Raw genomic sequence first — 22,745 nt, 5'->3', positions numbered from 1 at the left:
ACTAATGACTAATTACTTTTGCCACCTTCTGTACTTATTACTATCTACCAGTAATAGAATTAATAGTGAACCCTTTGTAAAACCTTCAACTATCAAAAGATAGAAGCTCTAGTAACAGATTCTATCGAATGTCAGTAAATCGAAAATCTCTATCCCTCTGTATCCCAAATAGGCTAGCATATAAAACGCTTGTAAGATTTTTATGACTTCCCGTATTCGCTTTTTGATGTGCCCTCCTGACCACTACGATGTGGACTATGTGATTAATCCTTGGATGGAAGGAAATATTCACAAGTCATCGCGCGATCGCGCCGTGGAACAGTGGCAGGGACTACACCAGATCCTTAAAGAACACGCCATTGTAGACTTAGTACCACCTGAAAAAGGTTGGCCAGATTTGGTTTTTACCGCCAACGCTGGCTTAGTATTAGGGAATAATGTCGTCCTCAGTCGCTTTTTACACAAAGAACGTCAGGGAGAGGAGCCTTTCTTCAAACAATGGTTTGAGGCAAATGGTTATACAGTCAATGAACTTCCCAAAGATTTGCCCTTTGAGGGAGCAGGGGACGCACTGCTGGATCGAGAAGGACGCTGGTTATGGGCGGGATACGGTTTCCGCTCGGAATTAGATTCTCACCCTTATTTAGCTAAATGGCTGGATATTGAGGTGCTATCCCTGCGACTCATAGACGAACGTTTCTATCACTTAGATACCTGTTTTTGTCCTTTAGCAAATGGCTATTTGCTATATTATCCAGGCGCTTTTGATGCTTACTCTAACCGCTTAATCGAAATGCGAGTCGCACCCGAAAAGCGAATCGCACTTGAAGAAGCTGATGCAGTCAACTTCGCTTGTAATGCGGTGAATGTAGATAGCATCGTCATTATGAACAAGGCGAGTGAGGCTTTGAAAACCCGCCTTGCAGATGTAGGTTTCCAAGTGCTGGAAACACCGCTTACCGAATTTCTCAAAGCTGGCGGTGCGGCTAAATGCTTAACTTTGCGGGTAACAGAACCAGTTAGAGATGAACTTCATGCTAATGTCTCGGTAGAAAGCCGTGTCATCCGCATGGAAGGACACTTGCTCGACGCAGGCTTAATTAACCGCGCTTTGGATTTAATTATAGACGCTGGGGGAAGCTTCAAAGTCCTGAATTTTAACTTGGGAGAACAGCGTCAAAGTACCTCAGCCGCCGAGGTTAGGGTATCAGCGCCATCCCATGAGGTGATGGAAGAAATCATCTCTCGGTTGATTGATTTGGGTGCTGTAGATTTACCGCATGATGAGCGAGACGCAAAACTTGAGCCGGTAATTCAAGACGGCGTTGCACCTGATGATTTCTACGTTAGTACAATTTATCCCACCGAAGTCCGAATTAATGGCCAGTGGGTGAAGGTGGAAAATCAACGGATGGATGGTGCGATCGCAATTACCCAAACCGCTAATGGCCTAGTTGCTCGGTGTAAAATACTACGCGATTTAAAAGTTGGCGAACGAGTAATTGTAGATGTGTTAGGTATCCGCACCATCCGCAAAACTGAATCGCGCGAACTCCGCAGCACCCAAGAATTCAGCTTTATGTCGGCGGGAGTTTCCAGCGAACGGCGCGTGGAATTGGTTGTTGAGCAAGTGGCTTGGGAATTGCGGAAAATCCGTGATGCTGGTGGTAAGGTAGTTGTCACGGCTGGCCCGGTAGTGATTCATACTGGTGGCGGTGAACACTTGGCGCAACTGATTCGGCAAGGATACGTGCAAGCGTTGCTGGGTGGTAATGCGATCGCAGTTCACGACATCGAGCAAAATATCATGGGCACTTCCTTGGGTGTAGACATGAAGCGGGGTGTTGTAGTGCATGGTGGACATCGGCATCACCTGAAGGTAATTAATAGTATCCGCCGTTATGGCAGCATTCATAAAGCTGTGGAAGCGGGGGCAATTAAAAGTGGCGTGATGTATGAGTGTGTCCACAATAATGTGCCTTTTGTGCTTGCGGGATCGATTCGGGATGACGGGCCTTTGCCTGATACCGTAATGGATTTGATTCAAGCACAGGAGGAATACGCTAAACACTTAGAAGGTGCGGAGATGATTTTGATGCTGTCATCAATGCTGCACTCCATTGGCGTAGGGAATATGACTCCGGCGGGAGTGAAAATGGTGTGTGTGGATATTAATCCAGCTGTGGTGACTAAGTTAAGCGATCGCGGTTCTGTAGAATCGGTGGGTGTAGTGACAGATGTGGGATTATTCTTAAGTCTGTTGATTCAGCAGTTGGATAAGTTGACAAGTCCTTATGTTAATAAGGTAGGTTAAGAGGACGTAGACGGGAAACGGTGAGCCAGTCCGGTGGACGGGTTCCCCGGCATAAAGGATCTGGCGAACCCGTAGGGCTTCCCGCAGGGTACCGCAAAGACGCAAAGGGCGCGAAGAAAGGAAAATGACAAGAGTAGCTTTCACTGAAGAATTGCAGATTAATTGGGTAAGTTTGATTGCTGATTTCTTGTTGGTAGGGATGGTTTTTGGCCCACCTATCGCTCCCTTTTTGGCTGCGTCTGGAGTGTCTTTGCTTCCTGGGATTGCGGACATCATTTATTTCATGGGTAATCATGTATGTCCGCAACCAGATATGGGGTTAGATTTAGCACCACCATTTATTATGGCTGTGTGTATGCGCTGCTACGGCACTGTCACGGGTTTGCTGATTACTCGTGTGTTGTATGGGGTAACTGGTGGTAAAGGTTTTTACTGGCTGAATCAATATGGCTGGAGTGGTGTAGCTTTAGCTAGTGTGCTAATGATGGCTTATCCTTTGGAATTAGCAGCACAGATTTTCGGTTTGTGGAGTTTTAATAACTATCTGGTTACGCCTTTTGGGTTGATTACAGGTTTGGCATGGGGATTGTTTGCTATGCCTATTTTGCATGGATGGCGAGGTGCTAATATTCAAGACGAATAAATTCGTCGTTGGTACTTCCTTGACGCATCTGTGCTTTTGCTCTAATTTAAAAAACTATATCTCAATACGGTTCAGTTAAGGCTAAAACTCTTTGTCAAACTCAATTTTTTTAACGAACCGCCAAGGACGCCAAGGACGCAGAGAGAAGAAAGAAATGCTTAACTGAACTGTATTGAACTATATCTGACTCGGAAAACTCCCCAATTCTGCTGTACTAACTTTGATTTTGCGCTAACCAAGCTTCTAAATCGGTTAAACTCGAAAAATCAAGTAAAGCCTCTGCTAAATCATCCAACTGTGTTGAGTCTAAAGCTTGAATTTTTAATAGCTGTGCAGGTGGAACAGTTCCGACTTTACGGCAAAGTAGTCGGATAACAATCGATAAAGCTTTTTCCTGCTGGATATCCTGATAAATTACAGACTCGCGCATAGCATCACTCCGTAATAACCTTTTAATCAGTTCCTTGTTTAATACTAACCCTAAGCTTTGACTGCCGTTGACGCAGCAATATTACTTTGTGTTCGGGTATCGTTTATTTGCTCAATAGCTTCAGCAACCTGTTGCAATGTTCGCGTTTTATCCTCAGTTCGACTGAGAGTTGCAAACGGTAACAAACCAGGAGTATTTAAAAATATCTCGCTTGGTTGTTCCCAAAGACGAATAACTCCAAATTCATGACGGGTGTTTTCTAAAACAAAAGCTGTTTGTTGGACTAATTCAGATGTTGTGGGTTGCAGGTAAATGACAACTTGATGCATTCGCTTTCGGGGAAATTTGCGATACACCCTTAATCGATAATCAGTCATCCGAAAGGGAATTTCGGCTTTTGCTTCGGTTTGAAATTCGATATGCAGAACAATTTCGTCTGACTGTAATAGAATTAACGCATCTGCTCGAATCGGTTCGAGGGATAATTCTGATGGACTGAGTTGGGTAAGTGCAATAGATTCGCCAAGTAACCAGGTGGCAAAATCGCCTGAAAATGACTCTGCTAAAAAGCGACAGACGTTATCAAACATAGATGGATATTATATTAGCGAGGTCTTGTCTGTCATTTGCCATTAGTTATTTTGTAAGAATTTAGGAGACGCGATTAATCGCGCCTGTACAAAAATTAGAAGTCAGAATGACTGGAAAATTAAGGGTGGTAAAGCTGCTTAATTTCCTTCAAATTATGAAATTAGGGTTTCCAATTTTTATAAATTCTGAATTCTTATACTACAAATACTTCTGCAACAATAACCCTAATTTTTCCTTCGTCGCTGCTGGTGCTTTATCTAACTGAGTCAAAATTGCATACTGCAACGCCGAATGCGCCTCACTCGGCGGCGGATTTTCACTCAACCGCCGCACAGTTTCTTGAATAACCTTTTGAGCATTCGCAGCATTTCGCAACAAATTGGCAATTACCAATTCTACTGTCACACTGTCGTGATCTGGATGCCAACAATCATAATCTGTCACCAAAGCTAAAGTTGAGTAGGCAATTTCGGCTTCCCTTGCCAACTTCGCCTCTGGTAAATTCGTCATCCCAATGATTGTTGCATCCCAGCTGCGGTAAAGATTCGATTCCGCCTTGGTGGAAAAAGCCGGCCCTTCCATGCACACATAAGTACCGCCGCGATGGAGAGTAACTTCTGGTAAATTGAGAGATGCGATCGCATCTGCCAACACACCAGCCAAATTCTTACAAATTGGATCGCCAAAGGCAATGTGAGCAACAATTCCCTCACCAAAAAACGTTGAAATTCGGTTTTTCGTTCTGTCAATAAACTGATCTGGCACTACCATATCCAATGGTTTCGCTTCTTCCTTCAAAGAACCCACAGCACTAGCTGAAATTAAATACTTCACACCCAATTGCTTCATCGCATAGATATTAGCGCGAAACGGTAACTCAGAGGGTAACAGTGTGTGATTGCGACCATGACGCGCCAGAAAAGCTACCCGTGTACTATCTAAAGTCCCCAGAATCAAAGCATCTGATGGTGAACCGAAGGGGGTTTGGATATGCACCTCTTCTATATCTTTGAGCGCGTCCATTTTATACAGACCACTACCACCAATAATCCCAATACTAGCTTGAGCCATGATCCTGAACCTGTTCCTTGCTGATCTGCTAAGTTATTTTACCGAAAAGGTGAGTAGCAGAGAAACCAACAAACAAAGCGATTGCATTTCGTGTCGCTAACACTATTGAATTATTACCCATTAGTTATTGGCTGATGCTAATTTCCGATAATTTTTACAGATTAATGGTTATATTCAGCTTTTAAATTAATTGTCAGCATAGCGTTTAATCTATGCTCAATGTATACAAATATTAAGTAAATGCACTCCTGAGCAGCGAAACAAAGCAAGCGTTATACTTTTGAGAAAAGGCTTGTTTTAACCTCTGCTTTTAACATTTTCATAAATCAATGGCTCTCAATTTTCGCTTTGCGGTAGTCAGTGACTTACACCTGGCACTTCCCCATACAATCTGGGATCATCCCAATCGGTTCCATCTAGTAGAAGTCAGTATCTCGGCGTTTCAAAGTGTACTAGAACATTTAACACAACTTGATTTAGATTTCTTGTTGTTACCAGGAGACTTAACCCAGCACGGCGAACCAGAGAACCACGCCTGGTTGCAACAATGTTTAGCCCAGCTACCTTTTCCCGTCTATGTTGTTCCTGGCAATCATGATGTTCCTGTGCTATGGGCTGATCAGCAATCAATTGCTTTTGCGGATTTTCCCTACTATTACACAAAGTATGGCTATGAAGATCCACAACAGATTTACTATATTCGTCAGTTATTGCCTGGAGTTAAGCTGATTGGGCTGAATTCTAACTCCTTTAATGACCAAGGTGAGCAGGTAGGGTGTTTGGATGCCAAACAGCTACGGTGGTTAGAAGAGGTGCTGGCGGCATCTGTTGATGAATTAGTTCTGGTGATGGTGCATCATAATGTAGTGGAGCATTTGCCTAATCAATCCAACCATCCACTGGCAAATCGCTATATGTTATCCAATTCAGCAGAACTGTTGCAGTTGCTAAGGCGCTACGGAGTCAAACTAGTATTTACGGGGCATTTGCACGTTCAGGATATTGCTTACTCAGATGGAGTATATGATATTACCACAGGTTCTTTAGTAAGCTATCCTCACCCTTATCGGGTGCTAGAGTTTCATCGAGATAACCAAGGTAAAGAATCGTTGCAAATTTTATCTCATCGGGTTGAGTCATTGCCTGAGTTCCCCGACTTGCAACAGTCATCGCGGCAGTGGATGGGCGATCGCTCTTTCCCATTCTTAATCAAGCTACTAACTCACTCTCCATTAAACTTACCATTATCACAGGCAAAAAAATTAGCTCCTAGTTTGCGCGAGTTTTGGGCAACTATTGCTGATGGAGATGCACTATTAGATTACCCCCACTTTCCCCTAGAAGTGCGACGTTACATTCAGTCTTATGGTGCATTGGCGCAGCAAAACCCCGGTATGGCTACTAATGCAACTCTGACGCTGATTGATAATAACAGCACACTTTTGCTAGGTTAGGAGTGATGAGTGTCCGTGTGAAGGTGACTTTTTAGATAGCGATCGCTCTTACTATAATTCTCCTATCAAAAGTCACTAAGACACCGGCTACTCTTGTACAGACGCGATTAATCGCGTCTCTCTTGTACAGACGCCGATTAATCGCGTCTCTCTTGTCTCTAATTACCGATATCTTCATTCCAAAGTTGGGGGTTAGTTTCAATAAACTCACTCATCATTTGTTCGCAATCATCAAGATTAAGATCAATTACTTCCACACCGTGAGATACCATAAATTCTTTAGCACCAGGAAAAGTTCTAGATTCTCCAACGATGACTTTTTTAATTCCAAATTGTACCACTGCCCCAGCGCATAGGTAGCACGGCATTAGAGTTGAATAAAGTGTAGTACCTCTGTAGCTGCCAACTCTCCCAGCATTGCGGAGACAATCGATTTCCGCGTGAGTGACAGGATCTGCGTCTTGCACACGTTTATTGTGTCCTCTGCCGAGAATTTTGCCATCCTTGACAAGAACTGAACCAATGGGAATTCCGCCTTCTTGTCTACCTTGTTTTGCTTGTTGAATAGCAGCTTCCATAAACTCATCCATATTAATTCTCCTTCTATGACAAAACAACTAGTATTAATGGATCACGATGGCGGTGTAGATGATTATTTAGCAACTATGCTGCTCTTGACAATGGATCATATTGAACTCCTTGGTATTGTTGTTACTCCAGCAGATTGCTACATTCAACCAGCTGTTAGCGCCACACGTAAAATTATAGATTTGATGGGATTTTCTCATATCCCGGTAGCAGAAAGTACTGTGCGCGGTATCAATCCATTTCCTACTCTCTATCGCCGTGATTCGTTTATCGTTGATCATCTCCCCATTCTCAATCAAAGCCAAACCATCACTACGCCTTTGGTTGCCGAAACAGGTCAAGATTTCATGATACAGGTGTTGCGGGAGGCATCAGACCCCGTAACGTTGATGGTAACTGGGCCTTTGACAACGGTTGCAGTGGCGCTAGACAAAGCACCAGACATTGAAGCCAAGATTCACAAAATTGTGTGGATGGGGGGTGCATTAAATGTTGGTGGCAATGTTGAAAAAAGCTTAGAAGCAGGACAAGATGCTTCTGCCGAATGGAATGTTTATTGGGATGCGGTTTCAGCAGCGCGGGTATGGCAAACGCAAATTGAAATTATTATGTGTCCTTTAGATTTGACTAACAATGTTCCAGTTACATCGGAGTTAGTATACAAAATGGGACGACAACGCCACTACCCAATTTCTGATTTAGCCGGACAATGTTATGCACTAGTTATCCCCCAGGATTATTATTTTTGGGATGTGTTGGCAACAGCTTATCTGGGACATCCAGAATTTTATCAATTGCGCGAGTGGGAAACAGAAATTATCACCACTGGTATTAGTCAGGGGCGTACTAAAGTAGTTCCTGGTGGTCGGAAAATTTATGCAATGGATAAAGTAGATAAAGAGGCTTTTTATGCTTACATCTTGCAGCAATGGGCAAGATAAAAACTAAAAAATTAGGTGCGTGCATACTCAAACTTGTGCCTGCACAACAAAATCTTCAACTTGTCTGATTCGATCCCAATCAATGGCAGCAACCCACAACTTCTCCTCTTCGGAGAACTGCACCACTCCATCAACTTCCAAATCCTCGCTATATATAGTGAGTAACTGCCCATCTCGTAGCTCAATACTTTGATTCGCCAAGTCTTCGATTGTACCAATACAGTTCAAACGCAAACGCCCTTCAGCATCAGCATTATGAAAATCTGCAAAAACTCTAGGAGTAATCATTCTAGGTGATCCAAACTATAACTGCTGCTTTATTGGATTTGGAACAGTAGGTGTAAGGAGTTGACTAACTTGCTGCGGGTTTAAACCCCTTAATGTTGCATGATTAGCACTTCTACCGGATGTTCGGATTACATCACCACCTGCTTGGCGAACCTCGCCAACTGTTGTTACACCAATCTGCCCATGAGGAATACTCAATGCCAACTCCGCTACTGACGATCCTACTGCACATTCTACAGAAATTCCTGTTATGCCACTAGGATGAGTAGCTATTCCACGTCGAATATCCTCTGGACGATTACGCCCTCCCCGAACTACCAATGCTTCATCTGGAATTATCGTCACAAGTATAGTGTTTTTGATTAAAGATTGGAATTTGTCCGGTACTCATGGATTGCATTGTATGCTACAAATTTAAAGAATTGTTAGGCTGCTATGCGTAACTATATGTCAATTGAAGTAGTTGAAATTACCCAAAGTTTAAAACTGTCTCAAGCATCATTCTTGCTAAAACCAAAAAAGCTATATTAATTATTGAGAAGTGATAAACTTTAAACCTAAGAAGAGAGCGGCTATAGTTCCTGCAACACAAATCTCTCCCTGAATAATTTTGTCTAAAACTGATTCTACGGGAATTAATACAACTTCAATCTCTTCTGTAATATCTAATTGTTGCTCTCCAATTTTGCTCACATTCTCTGCTAAAAATAAATGTATTTTATTGGTATCTTTACTCGGCTTATCGTATAAAGTTCCGATTTTTCTAATTATTTGGGAAATATAACCCGTTTCTTCTCTCAGTTCTCTAATTGCTGCTATTTTTGCACTCTCTTTTGTTGGGTCAAAATTGCCTGCTGGCAGTTCTAAGAAAAATTCACCTACTGCATGTCTGTACTGCCGGACAAAAATTATCTCTTTATTATTAGTAATAGGTAAAACCATCGCAACGTCAGGCTTAATACTGACAAAATAATCATCTATAATTTTCCCATTCGGTAATTCTATTTCATCTTGCCTCACCTGACACCAAGGATGATCTAAAACCATTTTTGATTTTAAAATCTTCCATTTTTTTAAGTCATTCATAAATAAAAATAATGTATAAAAACTTCAGTCATCAAGCAATGAATGTAAAAAAGTATAACAGATGCATCTAATAATCTAAACTTTGAACTTACACTGGCTTTGCATAACATAATATGTATAAGAAGTATGCAAATAAATATAAAGTTATTTACAGTAAATAAAAGGTTTCCGTTGACTATTAGTCGAGGTACAACGGCACAGACAACTAATGTCTGGGTGAGAATTTCACATGATGGGATCGAAGGCTGGGGGGAAGCGTCGCCATTCGGTGTGGGTAATCATCGGCAATCAACTGATACAATCAAAGATGCCCTACAGCAAGTTGTTTCATTTTTGGAAGGATTCAGCCCTTTACAACGACAAGAAATTGAACAAGTTTTAACACAAAACCAGGTTCCTTCTGCTGCAAGAGCGGCGTTAGATATAGCAATGCATGACTGGTTGGGTAAGCGCGTAGGATTACCCTTATGGCAAATTTGGGGACTCGATCGCAACCAAATAGTCCCGACTTCCGTCACAATTGGGATTAATTCACCAGAAGCAGCCAGGGCTAGAGCGCGAGACTGGTTACAATTTACTGATGTCCGCCTTTTCAAGGTAAAGCTGGGTAATCCAGATGGCATAGATGCAGATAAAAAAATGCTCTTAGCAGTGCGAGAAGAAGCACCTAAATTAGAATTTTTTGTTGATGCCAACGGGGGCTGGAGTTTGGAGGATGCGATCGCAATGTGCAATTGGCTAGCTAATTTAGGTATAAAATATGTAGAACAGCCATTGCCACGGGGGCAGGAAAAAAGTTTAGCAAAACTCAAAGAACACTCTCCCCTGCCCATCTTTGTCGATGAAAGTTGCTTCACAAGCTCCGATATTCCCCATTTGGCAAACTACGTGGATGGTATTAATATCAAACTGATGAAATCAGGGGGGCTAACTGAAGCAATGCGAATGGTACATACAGCGCGAGCATATCGGTTGCAAGTAATGTTTGGTTGCTATTCTGACAGTTCCCTAGCTAATACAGCAGCATTACAGCTAGCGCCACTAGCTGATTATCTAGATTTAGACAGTCACCTCAATTTAATTGATGACCCTTTTATGGGTGCATTGCTAAAAGAAGGAAAAGTTTTGCCAAACGATTTACCAGGTTTGGGGGTACACCACAGTGCAACTATCACTTAATCAACGAGTAGCTATCTTGCTGCATGAAGGAGTTATTGGGCATCACGGCAAAACAGGGTTAGCAATTTTACGTTACAGTCAAGCCCCAATCGTAGCCGTAATTGATCGCGAGTGTGCTGGCAAATCCCTACCAGAATTAACCAAAATCAAGCGTGATGTCCCAATAGTGGCATCGGTAGCCGCAGTCCTAGAATACAAGCCAGAAGTCTTGGTAATTGGCATTGCTCCAGGAGGTGGTGCTGTACCAGATGATTACTGGTTGGAAATTAAAGGCGCTCTAGAAGCTGGAATGTCGCTGGTAAATGGTTTACATACACCAATGGCGAACATACCAGAGTTAAATGCACTGTTAAAACCAGGGCAAGTAATTTGGGATATACGCAAAGAGCCACCTAATATAAGTGTTGCTAGTGGAATGGCACGTACCCTTTCCTGTCGGCGGGTTTTGACAGTGGGAACCGATATGGCGATCGGTAAAATGTCAACTAGTCTAGAGTTACATTGGGCAGCAAAACAGCGAGGTTGGCGTTCTAAATTCCTCGCCACCGGTCAAACTGGCGTGATGTTAGAAGGGGACGGAGTGGCTTTAGATGCCGTGCGGGTAGACTTTGCCGCCGGTGCTGTAGAACAAATAGTTATGCGCTATGGCAAAAACCACGACATCCTGCACATTGAAGGACAAGGTTCACTGCTACATCCTGGTTCAACAGCAACCTTACCCCTAATCCGTGGTTCGCAACCAACCCAACTGCTGTTAGCACATCGCGCAAGACAAGTTCATGTACGTAATCATCCCCATGTACTAATTCCACCTTTATCAGAAGTGATTCGGCTTTATGAAACTGTTGCTAGCGCTGGTGGTGCTTTTGGAAGTGTTCCTGTAGTGGGGATAGCGCTGAATACAGCCCATTTAGATCAGTCTGCCGCAGAGGAAAGCATTGCTCAAACAATAGCAGAAACTGGGCTACCTTGCACAGATGTAGTCCGCTTTGATGCCAATGTGCTTTTGGATGCGGTAATGAATAATTAGATGTAGATTTATACTTCATCTAAAAATAATAGGACTTACGCACTGTACAAAAATACTATCTTGTGTATTAACGGAATTTGGTCGTTTCAAGCTTTTGACGACAACTTCAGATAGAGAGCGATCGCTGTTTCAAGAAAAAACCTGGATTTCTCCAGGCAAGTATCAAAAGTAGGAGGTTACAACCATGAAATCCGATCACCCTAGACCCAGCAATTTCAATCATAAATTAAATGCTCCTAAAGCATTTGTGCTTAGGGCAGCAAATGCCGAACAAGAGCAGCAGTTTCATGCACTGCTAAAACATGTGATGACTGCCGTGAGTAAAGACAGTAGCAATAATGTTGCCATCGTAGCTATAACTGCAATGTTTTTTGCTTTGGCGGTGATGGTTTTAAAACCATCAATACCTGTTCCGCCAGCGATTATGCAAAGCAATCCCACTACCACAGTGACAACTCATCAAGAGCAAATTCAACGAATAGATGATGATGGTGATGCAGAGTCTTAGTCGAAGCGCGAGCGCTTGTCGAATAAACAGGCGATCTCCAACCAGAAAAAGTAAAGCGATCGCCCGAAGTCTACCACGTCGAAGGTTCGATGTGACGAGCTTCGCACCTTGGTTAGTAGGACTTACGCACACTCTATGAATTCTCGGCGCTCTTGGCAGTTCGATAAATTAAGCAAAGTTAGCAATTTTTGCGTAAGTCCTGAATAATTGCAATAGATAGAGCGCTAAATGTGATTACTAGTAGAGACGCGAAATCACTACGCTAACGTGTTTCTAATTTGGATTTTAGATTTTGCGATTTAAAAAATTTCGTAAAGGCATAGCGGTGAGCCAACAGATATGCCGCTTTCGGCGGCTGGGGCAGCTTCGCCTAAATCCCCTATACCTGATAAGCAACTTTTATTAAATCCATCAGTCTTTTTTTGTCAAGTACTCTTGACGTTTTGTAACAATATTGTTAAATTTAGTTACATAAACAAACAAAAAAGAGAAAAAACTATGTACACCACCACTAACGAAGACGGCGTTCTCAATAACTACGCATCTGAACCCAAAATTTACTACGCTGAGTACCCAGCAATTTGGGAACAACGTAAATATGTTTTACAGGGTCTTTTTGCAACTTTAATTGTTACAACTTTAGTTTTAGTAGGTTTTAGCGTTAGCTAAGATTTTTTAAATTTCGGTATTGCTGTATCTCATCGTCATTCGTACCTCTCTCTCTTACCTCGGTTAGTTTCGCCGGGGTTTTTTGTTTTTTAATCCTGTGGGTTGGCTTTAATGCTTCTCTGATTGGCGCTAATCCAAATATGGTTCGGTTAAGGCAAGAGACGCGATAAATCGCCGTCTTTGCAATAATCAATCCTTTGTCTTGACGGAAATTTATCTCAATACAGTTCAGTTAAGCAATTTTTCCTTCTCTTCCTTCTCTCTCTATGTCGCGCCAGTTGCTAAAGAGCGGGAATGCTAAAAGCGTAGCAAGACAAGATCCCCGTAGGGGTAGAAGTCGGGGAACCGCAAGGACGCACTGGCTTCTGTGCGCGGAGTCGCTCATGGGGGAAACCCCCAAGACCGCGCTGCCTTGTCTCTGTGGTTCGTTCATTTGGATAATTTATTTCTTGGAAGTCCCTAAGTTTAACGTAAAAACCTCTTGATTTTTATCACCGATTGTGAGAAAGTCTAATTTAATATCTATAAAATACGGTAAATCGATAAATTTACAGTAGTTTGTAGTTTGACTAGAATTAAGCCGTAGTTTTAGCTATGTTTTAACCCCGGCAACATCCTATCAGACTGAGTTACAACCACAAAGTTATAACAGCCGTGTGATGAAAGCATCATAACAGCACTGAATATCTAGATGACTTTCAGAAAAATCACCTTCTATGCAAGTTAACCTCCAGTAGAGTAATCCCAGATTTCATCCTAAATCCGGCGATATTAACTTGTTTTTCTGGAGGCGCGTATTTTGTGTGTGGCTAGTTGTTCTAGCTTTGCAATGCTCATGTATTCACTCATAACTAAATTTTTGTATTATTTTTTGCCAATGGAGAACATCTCATGCAAGTAGAAGATCCGAATTCTCATGAAGGTTCCGAGCAAGCTGCTCAGGCTAATAGCGAAATAAATAAACTGAAACAACCCCGTGTAGCTAGCAAACGTTTTTTTGGTAGTCACGCTAGCAGACGCTCATTTCTCGGTCGTGCTGGTTTGTTTAGTGCCGCTAGCGTTGTTGCAGGAGTTTTAGGTTCACCTTTCTCTTCAAAGAAGGGAGGAAATGTTGTACAAGCCCAAGATATCAACAGACGGTATAATCGAGCCTTCAACTACAACAGCTTTGTTGATAAAGCCTATCGAGTCCGTGTTGAAGCAGCCAGAGTTGAACGGAGTATTCCCATTCCGCCGCATCCGACCAACGGCGATGAAGAGCGTTATCCCAACAAAATCGGCTCAGACAGTAGGGGATTACCGCATAACGAGCGAGGCGAAGTCAAGCTAGAAGCTTACAACTCTTTGACCAAAGCACTGACAACGCAAAACCCGAATGATTATGAAAATATCATCTTGGGTGGCGGCAGAAAGCTGGTTAATCCTCAAGGGCCTCTGGCAATTAGCCTAGAAGGAATCAATGCTGCACAGATAGCTGTGCCGCCACCACCAGCTCTAGCTAGCGCCGAACGCGCTGCTGAAGCAGTTGAACTCTACTGGCAAGCTTTACTCCGAGATGTACCTCTTTCCAAGCTGCAAAACAATACTGACAACCCAAAAGTTTTAGCAGCCGTCGAAGACCTCAACAAGCTTTCGGCGTTTCGAGGGCCAAAACAAAATGGCCGTGTCACTCCTCAAACTTTATTTCGTGGTAGTGTCAACTACGTTGGTTCAGGTTCAAGTACAAGATATGTTATTCCACCAGGAGTACTAGATGGGCCCTATCTCTCACAATTTTTGTTGCTAACTATTCCTTGGGGAACTCAGTTTGTTTCGCCATTGATTCGTACCGCTCTTCCAGGTAATGACTTTCTACTCAATTTTCAAGAATGGTTGACTATTCAGAATGGAGGTAGTTCAGGGAAATCCATAAAATACGATCCCAAAAATCGTTACATAACCACAGTTCGGGATTTAGGTGAATATGCCCATATTGGCGGCCCTACATACCTGGGAGCTTCCTTGATTCTTAATAGCAACGGTACACCTTTGAATCCGGGCAATCCCTATGTCAGATCGAAGACTCAAATTGGTTCTAATGCAACCTTTGCACTGGGACATTTCCAAGCCTTGCTTAACTTGGCTAGCTCGCGTGTAATCAGAGCATCATACTGGCAGAAGTATTATGTACACCGCACTTTACGCCCAGAAGCGTTTGGTGGGCTAGTATACAACAACATTGTTAATAAAACTAAGTATCCGATTAATTCGGAGGTTTTTAATTCCCAAGCTTTGGCTCAGACCTTTAGCACCTTCAATACCTATCTACTGCCCCAAGCATATCCAGAAGCAGCGCCAACCCATTCCTCTTATACTGGTGGTGCGGCTGCCACTGCTGGCGTCAATGTCACACTGTTGAAAGCGTTTTTTGATGAAAACTTTATTATCCCTTCACCAGTAGTACCTGATCCCAATGATCCCACAAAAGTAATTCCTTACAGTGGGACACCACTAACTGTAGGTGGAGAATTGAATAAATTAGCAACTAACTATGCTATTGGTCGCGGTCATGGCGGTATCCATTGGCGTTCCGATGGTTCAGCTGCTTTGGCTTTGGGAGAAGAGGTTGCTATTAGCCTGCTTAGGGATGAGAGACTGGGTTACAACGAAATATTCAATGGCTTTACATTCACCAAATTTGACGGTACAAAAGTCACAGTTTAAACAGATTTTCGGTGTTATGGGAGCGCTGGTTCAACCGCCCCACCCCCTTGTGGGCGGAGCGGTTGACTTACATCCTAGCCTTTTTTTGTCACCTCGTCAGCAACAAGCTACGGGTCAGCCATAAAATAAAGACAAATCAATAAAAAGGGGTGTTTATGACAACCCAACTCGATAAGGGACTTCCAACTAAAAAAATATTCTATCGTGGTGTAGGCAGGGGGGCAGGGAGCAGTTCTTGCTGGGGGAGAAAGAAAAATATGATCTGAGTAAATTGGATAATTTATTTTCTGGAAGTCCCTAAAGCTAAATCTTCAACAGAATTGGTAATATCTTGGGAAGCCTTGCCCGCAGATTTTCAGTTAGAGGATGAATCTGTGGAAAATACAGGTCAGCCACTATTGGCTGGTGCTTTGCGCGAAAGCCTTGAGATAAGTGGTTTTATCCAACCGCAGATGTTGATAGCCTCGAATTTTAGTCAAAAGTCAAAAGTCAAAATTAATAATGCGTTATCTAGAAATTAAAGCACGGGTAAAAAAGCTACTTGCAGAGAAAAAAGCAAGAGAGGAAAAAAAATAGCGTTTTTGATGAATCAAAACAGAGAATTATTCGTCACTTAAATTATCAGTTCCCTACCTATTTCTACTGGAGGATGATTTATGCCATCACAACTGCTTCGATTGATATCTTTGGGTAGTCTTGGCTTATCTTTGTGTCTGGGCAATTCCGTAGCAATGGCGCAATATAATTCTACTGGCGATGGCGTTGTCGTACCAACAGTACCATCAGATGGTTCATCAGCACCAGTACCAATAGACACGTCAACCGGTATACCAACTTCACCCTCAGCTGATGGTACAACTCGGTTTACCTGTCAGACTTACAATGGTCAATACACTGTTATGTATCAGCCACAAAGTCAACCAGGGCAATACTTTGCTTGGGCTGCACCTGCAGCTTTGGGCGGTGGTTGGGATGCACAAAGACGTTGTACAGCAATTGCCAGTCGCTTAGAACAGTATCGCCCAGATGGCTTACAGGAACTCCAGACAGCAACAGAAAATAACGAAAATATTGTCTGCGTTACAACACAAGCTAACCCAACCTGTAGAATTGTGCTGACAGTACCGCCTGGGAAAGACCCCTATGTTATCCGCAATAGTATTTTTCAGAACTTGACCACTGCTGACAGTGGGCAACAAACTATAGCCGTTAACACCTATGGCGATCGCAGTAGTGGAGGCAACGAATTATATAATTTAGGACGCACTCTTTTAGGCGGTGGCAATAATCGGGTTAGTTCATCTAGAAGTGGTATTAATCTCAAACCTTTCCTTGATCGCAAAGATGGTGGTAGCGCTAGAAATCTTCGCAATGGAGTAGCAATTCGTCGTCAGTCTCAACCTAACTCTGTTCGCTTAAATCCTGGTAATTTCCGGTAGGCAATAGTAACTTTTAGTTAATAATATCCAACTACTTATTGTAAGGCGGGCATCGTGTCCGCTTTTTTTATGGGCAAACGAGATGCCATACCAAATATTTGTTGTTTTAACCTTTTGCTAGCGGTTTCTTAATGTTAACAAGATAGTTTGAGGTTGTTGAATACGGATTAATACTACTAAAATATGTGACTTTTTTACTAACTATATAGTCAATTTTTGGATGAATTAAGTTTTTGCATCCATCCTTTTGTGGTTATGGGATGCGATCGCCTCAGTTGCTGGTGATACCATTTCACTTTAAATACTGGTAAGGGCATGGCATTATCATCCCCTACAATAAATCTATACATATTAGGATTTTCGTGAATTAGTATGAGTGTTGCGATCGCACTTAATACATAAGCAATTACATCTTATTAAGTCATACTTGTCACATAACTACCCTTGTTCGATCTAGATTGTTTGCGAATTAATTGGCTTCGTTAAAATTACTTGAGTTTTTGTTTTAATTTTGACTACTAAATTCTCACTTCTGAATTCTTCAAGCTTGTTTCCCCCAATTCAAGGAAAAGAAAATTGTTATGCCTACAAATCTAACTGCTGGCGATGTTGCATTTCTAAGTCTGATTGCCGATAATCCCGACACCTTCTCTTTTGTACTGCTAAAAGACATCGACGCTGGGACTATCATTAATGTTACAGATAATGGCTGGCAGTCATCTGGCTCTTTCCGTACTGGCGAAGGAGTTTTGCAGTATGTAGCACCCACGGCTCAGACTGTCGGAACCGTCGTTACTTATGTTGATGGAGGCACTAACACTGGTTGGACTAATGTTAGTGGCGGTACAAGCTTTGCCCTATCAACATCGGGTGACTCCCTGATTGCCTTTCAGGGTGCGCTAAGTGGTTCAGGTAGTTCAACTACCAGCACTTCGCCTACTTTCCTGGCTGCTGTGACTATCAACCGTTCAAGCTTCGATGCCAATGCGATCGATTCTAACACCACTGCCTTGCCGACTGGTTTGACTGTTGGAACCAATGCAGTTGCAGTCGGTAAGGCATCTTCTGAATTTGACGATTCACGCTACACAGGCCCGACTAGTTTTGCATCAGTAGCAGAAGCGAGGACTGCAATTAATACAGCAAGCAACTGGACTGGTAGCGACACCGACACAACAAATTTCAGTGGTACGTTTAGTATTGGTGGTGCAGCAACACCAACAGTCAACCTATCTGTCAGTCCGAATGCTGGTTCGGAAGCAGGTAAAACAGCAATTACTGTTACAGCCACAACTTCTAGTGCAGTATCCAGCAATCAAACAGTTAACTTGGCTGTAACCGGAACTAACATCACCCCAGAGGATTACAACCTCAGCGACACTATAATTACTATCCCTAGTGGTTCAACCACAGGTTTTGTTACCTTTACCGTTGTTGATGATGCCTTGGTTGAAGGTACAGAAACCGCTACCTTAACTATCAGCAACCCTTCCTCTGGTATCAGCCTTGGCAGCACTACTACTCAAAATATTACCATCACCGATAATGATGTTGTCAGTGGACAAGCGCCAACTATTCAACTAGACACAGCCAGCACCACAGATTTGTTAGATGCTAACGGTGCTTTATCCACCACAGGAACAGGAGCAATTAGCGGTGTTATCGACAACCCCAACGATCCAGCAAAGACACTAGGCGTAAACTTTACGATCGCAGATTCCGATACTCTTGTAGACAATTTAACCGTCACAGTCACCAGCAGTAATGCCGCAGTAGTTCCTAACGGCAATTTAACGCTAACTGGCACTGGAAATAGCCGCAATCTGAAAATTAATCCTGTAGGTGTTGGTAATGCCAATATTACAGTGACCGTCAGTGATGGTGCTAATACTGCTAATTATGCGATCGCTTATGCAGCATCAGCGAATAACGGTACTCCCACAACTCAATTTTTAACGGGTACGAGTGATGCATCTACCGCTATCCCCGTGGGCGGAACATTTTTCTTAGAAGCCGATGACGAAAATCAAGTTTTGCGTCTCTACGATTCCAGTAAGTCAGGACTCCCGGTAACTGGCTTTGATTTTACAAGCTCTTTAGGATTAACTGATAGTTCTTCTGGGGTATTACGAGAAGTGGATCTTGAAGCTTCTACCAGGGTAGGCAATCGCATTTTCTGGTTAGGATCAGAAAGTAATAGCGATGATGGTAAATCTCGCCCTAACCGCGATCGGGTTTTTGCCACCGATATTACTGGTACGGGAGCATCCACCACACTTAGCTATGGTGGACGTTATAACTTTTTACGCGAAGACATCATTAACTGGGATGTTACCAATGGTCATGGCAAGGGAGCCAATTACTACGGCTTGGCTGCTAGTGCTGCAACTAGTATCGGGTCAAAGCAAACAAACGGCTACAATATTGAGGGCTTAGAAATAGCTCCCGACAATACCACAGCTTATATTGCTTTCCGCGCCCCCCAAGTTCCCCCGTCTGGACGAGCTAATGCCCTGATTGTTCAAGTTACCAACTTCGCCAGCCTAATATCAGCTAGCGGTGGTACACAAGGCTCGGCACAATTCGGCGCTCCTATAGAATTAGATTTAGGCGGTCGGGGTATTCGGGAAATTCGCAAGAATTCCAATAACCAGTACGTAATTATTGCTGGCCCAGCAGGAGATGCCGGAGCAGCCCCTAACGATTTCCGCCTCTACACTTGGGATGGCAATCCTAACAGCGCCCCGCAATTGCGTACTGCCACTTTTCCTGCTAGCTTCAACCCGGAAGGAATTATCACCATCCCTGAGAATTTAACAAATACCTCTCAAATTCAATTCGTCAGCGATGATGGCAACAGCGTTCTTTACAACGACGGCACAGCAGCCAAAGATTTATCAGAAAACAATTTCAAAAAGTTTCGCACCGATAGCATTATACTAGGCGCTGTTGTCGTGAATCCTCGGATTCACGATATTCAGGGTGCATCTCACATCTCACCCTTAAATGGACAAGATGTAGCTGATGTTCCAGGAATTGTTACCGCACTGAAATCTAATGGTTTCTACATCCAAGACCCCAACCCAGACAGCGACGATCGCACTTCCGAAGGTATTTTTATCTTCACCTCATCAGCGCCAACTGTACAAGTAGGTGACTCTGTAAAGGTAAGCGGTACGGTAACAGAGTTCCGCCCTGGTGGCGCTACTGGTTCTAACAACCTCACAACCACAGAAATTACTAACCCCACAATTGTCAAACTCTCTAGTGGTAATGCTTTACCATCTGCAACCATTCTCGGCAATGGCGGCAGAACCATTCCCACTTCAGTAATCGATAACGACACTACTGGTAATATCGAAACTGGAACCACCACCTTTGACCCTGCCCAAGATGGCATTGATTTCTATGAAAGTTTAGAAGGAATGCTAGTACAAGTAAATAATCCTGTGGCAGTGAGTCCAACTAATTCTTTTGGAGAGATTTGGGTACTAGCGGACAATGGCGCAAATGCCACTGGACGCACAGCACGCGGTGGTGTGGTGATTAGTCCTAATGATTTTAATCCAGAACGTATCCAAATTGATGACGCGCTGTTTACCTCTGGTAGCTCACCCAAAGTTAACGTCGGTGCTACTTTCGACACGATTAAAGGTGTGGTCGATTACAGTTTCAGCAACTATGAAGTTTTGCCTACCTCGGTGAGTGTGACTTCCAACACGCTGACTAAGGAAGTCACTAATTTAACTCCCACCAATAATCAACTGACAGTTGCTACCTTCAACGTTGAAAACCTTGACCCTGGCGATGGTGCAGCCAAGTTTAACAACCTTGCCAGCCGCATTGTTAATAATCTGAAATCGCCAGATATCATTGCTCTAGAAGAAATTCAAGACAATAACGGGCCGACAAATAACGGTGTAGTTGATGCTAGCACAACCTTCCAAACATTAATAAATAGCATTGTTGCGGCTGGCGGCCCCACATATCAATATCGAGAAATTGACCCAGCAAACAACCAAGATGGCGGTGAACCTGGTGGTAATATTCGCCAAGGTTTCTTATTTAATCCTAGCCGAGTTCAGTTTGTAGACATCCCCGGTGGCGGTACTCTAACGAATACCACAGTCAGCAATGTCAATGGTGTACCCACACTTTCTGCTAGCCCTGGTCGCATTGATCCCACCAACTCCGCCTTTACTACCAGTCGCAAACCGTTAGTTGGTGAATTTACTTTCAACGGTAAAACTGTTTATATAGTTGGCAACCACTTTAATTCTAAAGGTGGCGACCAACCGCTATATGGGCCAAACCAACCGCCAACTCTTAGTAGCGAAACCCAGCGTCAGCAACAAGCTACGCTGGTGAAAAACTTTGTCCAAAGTATTTTAGCGATCGACTCCAATGCCAATGTCGCAGTAGTAGGCGACTTAAATGACTTTGAGTTCTCCAATCCTGTTAGCATTTTAGAAAGCGCTGGGCTGACTTCCTTAATTGAAACCCTACCTCCAAATGAGCGTTACACCTACAACTTTGAAGGCAACGCGCAGACACTTGACCACGTTTTAGTGAGTAATAGTTTACTCAGTAAGCTGGATGGATATGATGTAGTTCACATCAACTCAGAGTTCGCCGATCAGGATAGCGACCATGACCCTAGCCTAGCTCGGTTTAATCTGTCTGCAAACCAAGCACCTGTAGCCGGTGATGACTCTGCTAGCGCCAATCAAAATACGCCATTGACTCTGTTAGCGACTGATTTGTTAGCCAACGATACCGATGTAGACGGCGGTGCTTTGAGCATCACTGCTGTGAATAACGGTGTTAACGGTAGTGTTACCTTAAATGGCAGTGGCAATGTAGTTTTCACTCCCACAACCAATTTCACTGGTAATGGCAGCTTTAACTATACCGTCAGCGATGGTAATGGTGGCACAGATGTGGCGATAGTAACGGTAGCAATCGGTACAAACCTCAACGGCACTAACAATAACGATAACCTCAGTGGCACATCCGGCAACGACATCATTAACGGACTCAATGGGCAAGATACCATTTCCGGCAATGCTGGCAATGATAACCTTGTGGGTGACAATGGTGACGATTTACTCTATGGCGGTACTGGCAACGATAATCTCTTTGGCGGTAATGGTCAAGACACACTTTATGGTGATGCTGGTAATGACAATCTTGAAGGTGATAACGGTGATGATAAACTTTATGGCGGTGACGGTAACGACACCCTTTTAGGTGGTGATGGTCAAGATTTACTTGTCGGCGGTGCGGGTAATGATTTCCTCAACGGTGGCAAGGGTGATGATAACTTAACTGGCGGTACTGGTAGCGATATCTTTGTGTTGGAGAAAGCCACAGGTCGAGAAACCATTACCGATTTCAGTTTAGGTGAGGGCGATAAAATCGGCTTGTCTGGTTTGAGTTTTAATCAGTTGTCTTTCTCTGGTAATCAGATTAGCTTAGGCAATCAAACTCTAGCGGTGCTGACTGCGTTTGATACTAAGACGCTGACGCAAAGTAATTTTATCTCTGTTTAAGTGTGTTGGGTGGGCAAATGTTTGCCCACTCTACAAATTGCTTTGTTGCATCGACTTGCACCTTTGATGTATTGACTTGTAACTAAGTTGCATCGACTTGCATCTTTAATGTATCCACCTGCACCTTTGATGTATCGACCTGAAACCTTGTTGTATCCACCTGCAAAAGTTAATCCAAGAAAGCAGATTCTTAACCAATACCTTCGCCAATTTACGAGGGTGAGTTGATGACGCTTTCACTATTAACTCGCTGTTGTCT

Annotated in this window: 17 protein-coding genes and 2 pseudogenes; 12 read left to right on the top strand and 7 right to left on the bottom strand. The window is 43.2% G+C overall.

All coding sequences use genetic code 11. The annotated features are described in order from the left end of the window. The first annotated feature begins 202 nt into the window (after positions 1 to 202). A complete protein-coding gene (locus RMY00_RS00220; RefSeq protein ID WP_322645637.1) occupies positions 203 to 2,314 on the top strand; it encodes a TIGR00300 family protein in 2,112 nt (703 codons plus the stop codon). 124 nt (positions 2,315 to 2,438) lie between these two features. Then, on the top strand, positions 2,439 to 2,957 hold the full coding sequence (locus RMY00_RS00215) for a DUF2085 domain-containing protein (RefSeq protein WP_322645636.1): 519 nt from the start codon (positions 2,439 to 2,441) through the stop codon (positions 2,955 to 2,957). Positions 2,958 to 3,171: 214 nt separating this feature from the next. On the opposite strand, the pseudogene RMY00_RS00210 reads toward RMY00_RS00215, so the two are convergent. Together RMY00_RS00210 and RMY00_RS00205 are read right to left on the bottom strand one after the other, a co-directional pair. Beyond that, positions 3,172 to 3,977: pseudogene (locus RMY00_RS00210) on the bottom strand (Rpn family recombination-promoting nuclease/putative transposase). Positions 3,978 to 4,176: 199 nt separating this feature from the next. Beyond that, entirely contained in the window at positions 4,177 to 5,049 is an 873-nt protein-coding gene (locus RMY00_RS00205; protein ID WP_322645635.1) for an S-methyl-5'-thioadenosine phosphorylase, read from the bottom strand. A 329-nt stretch (positions 5,050 to 5,378) separates the two neighbouring features. Between RMY00_RS00205 and RMY00_RS00200 the strand changes: the two genes are divergently transcribed. After that, complete coding sequence (locus RMY00_RS00200) at positions 5,379 to 6,503, top strand: metallophosphoesterase family protein (protein ID WP_322645634.1); 1,125 nt, start codon at positions 5,379 to 5,381, stop codon at positions 6,501 to 6,503. 158 nt (positions 6,504 to 6,661) lie between these two features. On the opposite strand, the gene RMY00_RS00195 is transcribed toward RMY00_RS00200, so the two are convergent. Beyond that, the gene (locus tag RMY00_RS00195; protein WP_322645633.1) at positions 6,662 to 7,093 is read right to left on the bottom strand and encodes a nucleoside deaminase; all 432 of its coding nucleotides are present in this window, start codon (positions 7,091 to 7,093) and stop codon (positions 6,662 to 6,664) included. Positions 7,094 to 7,108: 15 nt separating this feature from the next. On the opposite strand from RMY00_RS00195, the gene RMY00_RS00190 reads away from it, so the two are divergent. Continuing rightward, the gene (locus tag RMY00_RS00190) at positions 7,109 to 8,032 is read left to right on the top strand and encodes a nucleoside hydrolase (protein ID WP_322645632.1); all 924 of its coding nucleotides are present in this window, start codon (positions 7,109 to 7,111) and stop codon (positions 8,030 to 8,032) included. Positions 8,033 to 8,059: 27 nt separating this feature from the next. Here RMY00_RS00190 and RMY00_RS00185 read toward each other — a convergent pair whose 3' ends face one another. The 3 genes from RMY00_RS00185 to RMY00_RS00175 all read right to left on the bottom strand — a co-directional run bounded on the left by RMY00_RS00185 (position 8,060) and on the right by RMY00_RS00175 (position 9,406). Further along, complete coding sequence (locus RMY00_RS00185) at positions 8,060 to 8,320, bottom strand: hypothetical protein (RefSeq protein ID WP_099101510.1); 261 nt, start codon at positions 8,318 to 8,320, stop codon at positions 8,060 to 8,062. Positions 8,321 to 8,335: 15 nt separating this feature from the next. After that, the gene (locus RMY00_RS00180; protein WP_322645631.1) at positions 8,336 to 8,665 is read right to left on the bottom strand and encodes a flavoredoxin; all 330 of its coding nucleotides are present in this window, start codon (positions 8,663 to 8,665) and stop codon (positions 8,336 to 8,338) included. 186 nt (positions 8,666 to 8,851) lie between these two features. Then, positions 8,852 to 9,406: an NUDIX hydrolase gene (locus RMY00_RS00175; protein WP_322645630.1), complete on the bottom strand. Its 555-nt coding sequence runs from the start codon at positions 9,404 to 9,406 to the stop codon at positions 8,852 to 8,854. A gap of 126 nt (positions 9,407 to 9,532) precedes the next feature. Between RMY00_RS00175 and RMY00_RS00170 the strand changes: the two genes are divergently transcribed. The 7 genes and pseudogenes from RMY00_RS00170 to RMY00_RS00140 all read left to right on the top strand — a co-directional run bounded on the left by RMY00_RS00170 (position 9,533) and on the right by RMY00_RS00140 (position 16,934). Further along, positions 9,533 to 10,585 (top strand): dipeptide epimerase, encoded by a 1,053-nt coding sequence (locus RMY00_RS00170; RefSeq protein WP_322645629.1) that lies wholly within the window; start codon positions 9,533 to 9,535, stop codon positions 10,583 to 10,585. Next, the gene (locus tag RMY00_RS00165) at positions 10,569 to 11,615 is read left to right on the top strand and encodes a DUF1611 domain-containing protein (protein WP_322645628.1); all 1,047 of its coding nucleotides are present in this window, start codon (positions 10,569 to 10,571) and stop codon (positions 11,613 to 11,615) included. Before RMY00_RS00170 ends, RMY00_RS00165 begins: the two co-directional genes overlap by 17 nt. Positions 11,616 to 11,799: 184 nt before the next feature. Then, the gene (locus RMY00_RS00160; protein ID WP_322645627.1) at positions 11,800 to 12,123 is read left to right on the top strand and encodes a hypothetical protein; all 324 of its coding nucleotides are present in this window, start codon (positions 11,800 to 11,802) and stop codon (positions 12,121 to 12,123) included. Between the two features lie 498 nt (positions 12,124 to 12,621). Further along, the gene (psb34, locus tag RMY00_RS00155) at positions 12,622 to 12,792 is read left to right on the top strand and encodes a photosystem II assembly protein Psb34 (RefSeq protein ID WP_322645626.1); all 171 of its coding nucleotides are present in this window, start codon (positions 12,622 to 12,624) and stop codon (positions 12,790 to 12,792) included. Positions 12,793 to 13,683: 891 nt separating this feature from the next. Continuing rightward, complete coding sequence (locus tag RMY00_RS00150; protein WP_322645625.1) at positions 13,684 to 15,495, top strand: vanadium-dependent haloperoxidase; 1,812 nt, start codon at positions 13,684 to 13,686, stop codon at positions 15,493 to 15,495. A gap of 287 nt (positions 15,496 to 15,782) precedes the next feature. After that, positions 15,783 to 15,968, top strand: a pseudogene (locus RMY00_RS00145) (hypothetical protein); the annotation flags it as partial. Positions 15,969 to 16,151: 183 nt separating this feature from the next. Further along, the gene (locus RMY00_RS00140) at positions 16,152 to 16,934 is read left to right on the top strand and encodes a COP23 domain-containing protein (RefSeq protein ID WP_322645624.1); all 783 of its coding nucleotides are present in this window, start codon (positions 16,152 to 16,154) and stop codon (positions 16,932 to 16,934) included. Positions 16,935 to 17,143: 209 nt separating this feature from the next. Here RMY00_RS00140 and RMY00_RS00135 read toward each other — a convergent pair whose 3' ends face one another. Then, entirely contained in the window at positions 17,144 to 17,284 is a 141-nt protein-coding gene (locus RMY00_RS00135) for a hypothetical protein (RefSeq protein ID WP_322645623.1), read from the bottom strand. Positions 17,285 to 17,515: 231 nt separating this feature from the next. On the opposite strand from RMY00_RS00135, the gene RMY00_RS00130 reads away from it, so the two are divergent. Further along, entirely contained in the window at positions 17,516 to 22,486 is a 4,971-nt protein-coding gene (locus RMY00_RS00130) for an Ig-like domain-containing protein (RefSeq protein WP_322645622.1), read from the top strand. The last annotated feature ends 259 nt before the right edge of the window (positions 22,487 to 22,745 follow it).

The organism is Nostoc sp. ChiVER01, assembly GCF_034531155.1.
In the GTDB taxonomy this organism is placed as follows: Bacteria; Cyanobacteriota; Cyanobacteriia; order Cyanobacteriales; family Nostocaceae; genus Nostoc.
This window is presented reverse-complemented; position numbering and strand designations above follow the sequence as displayed.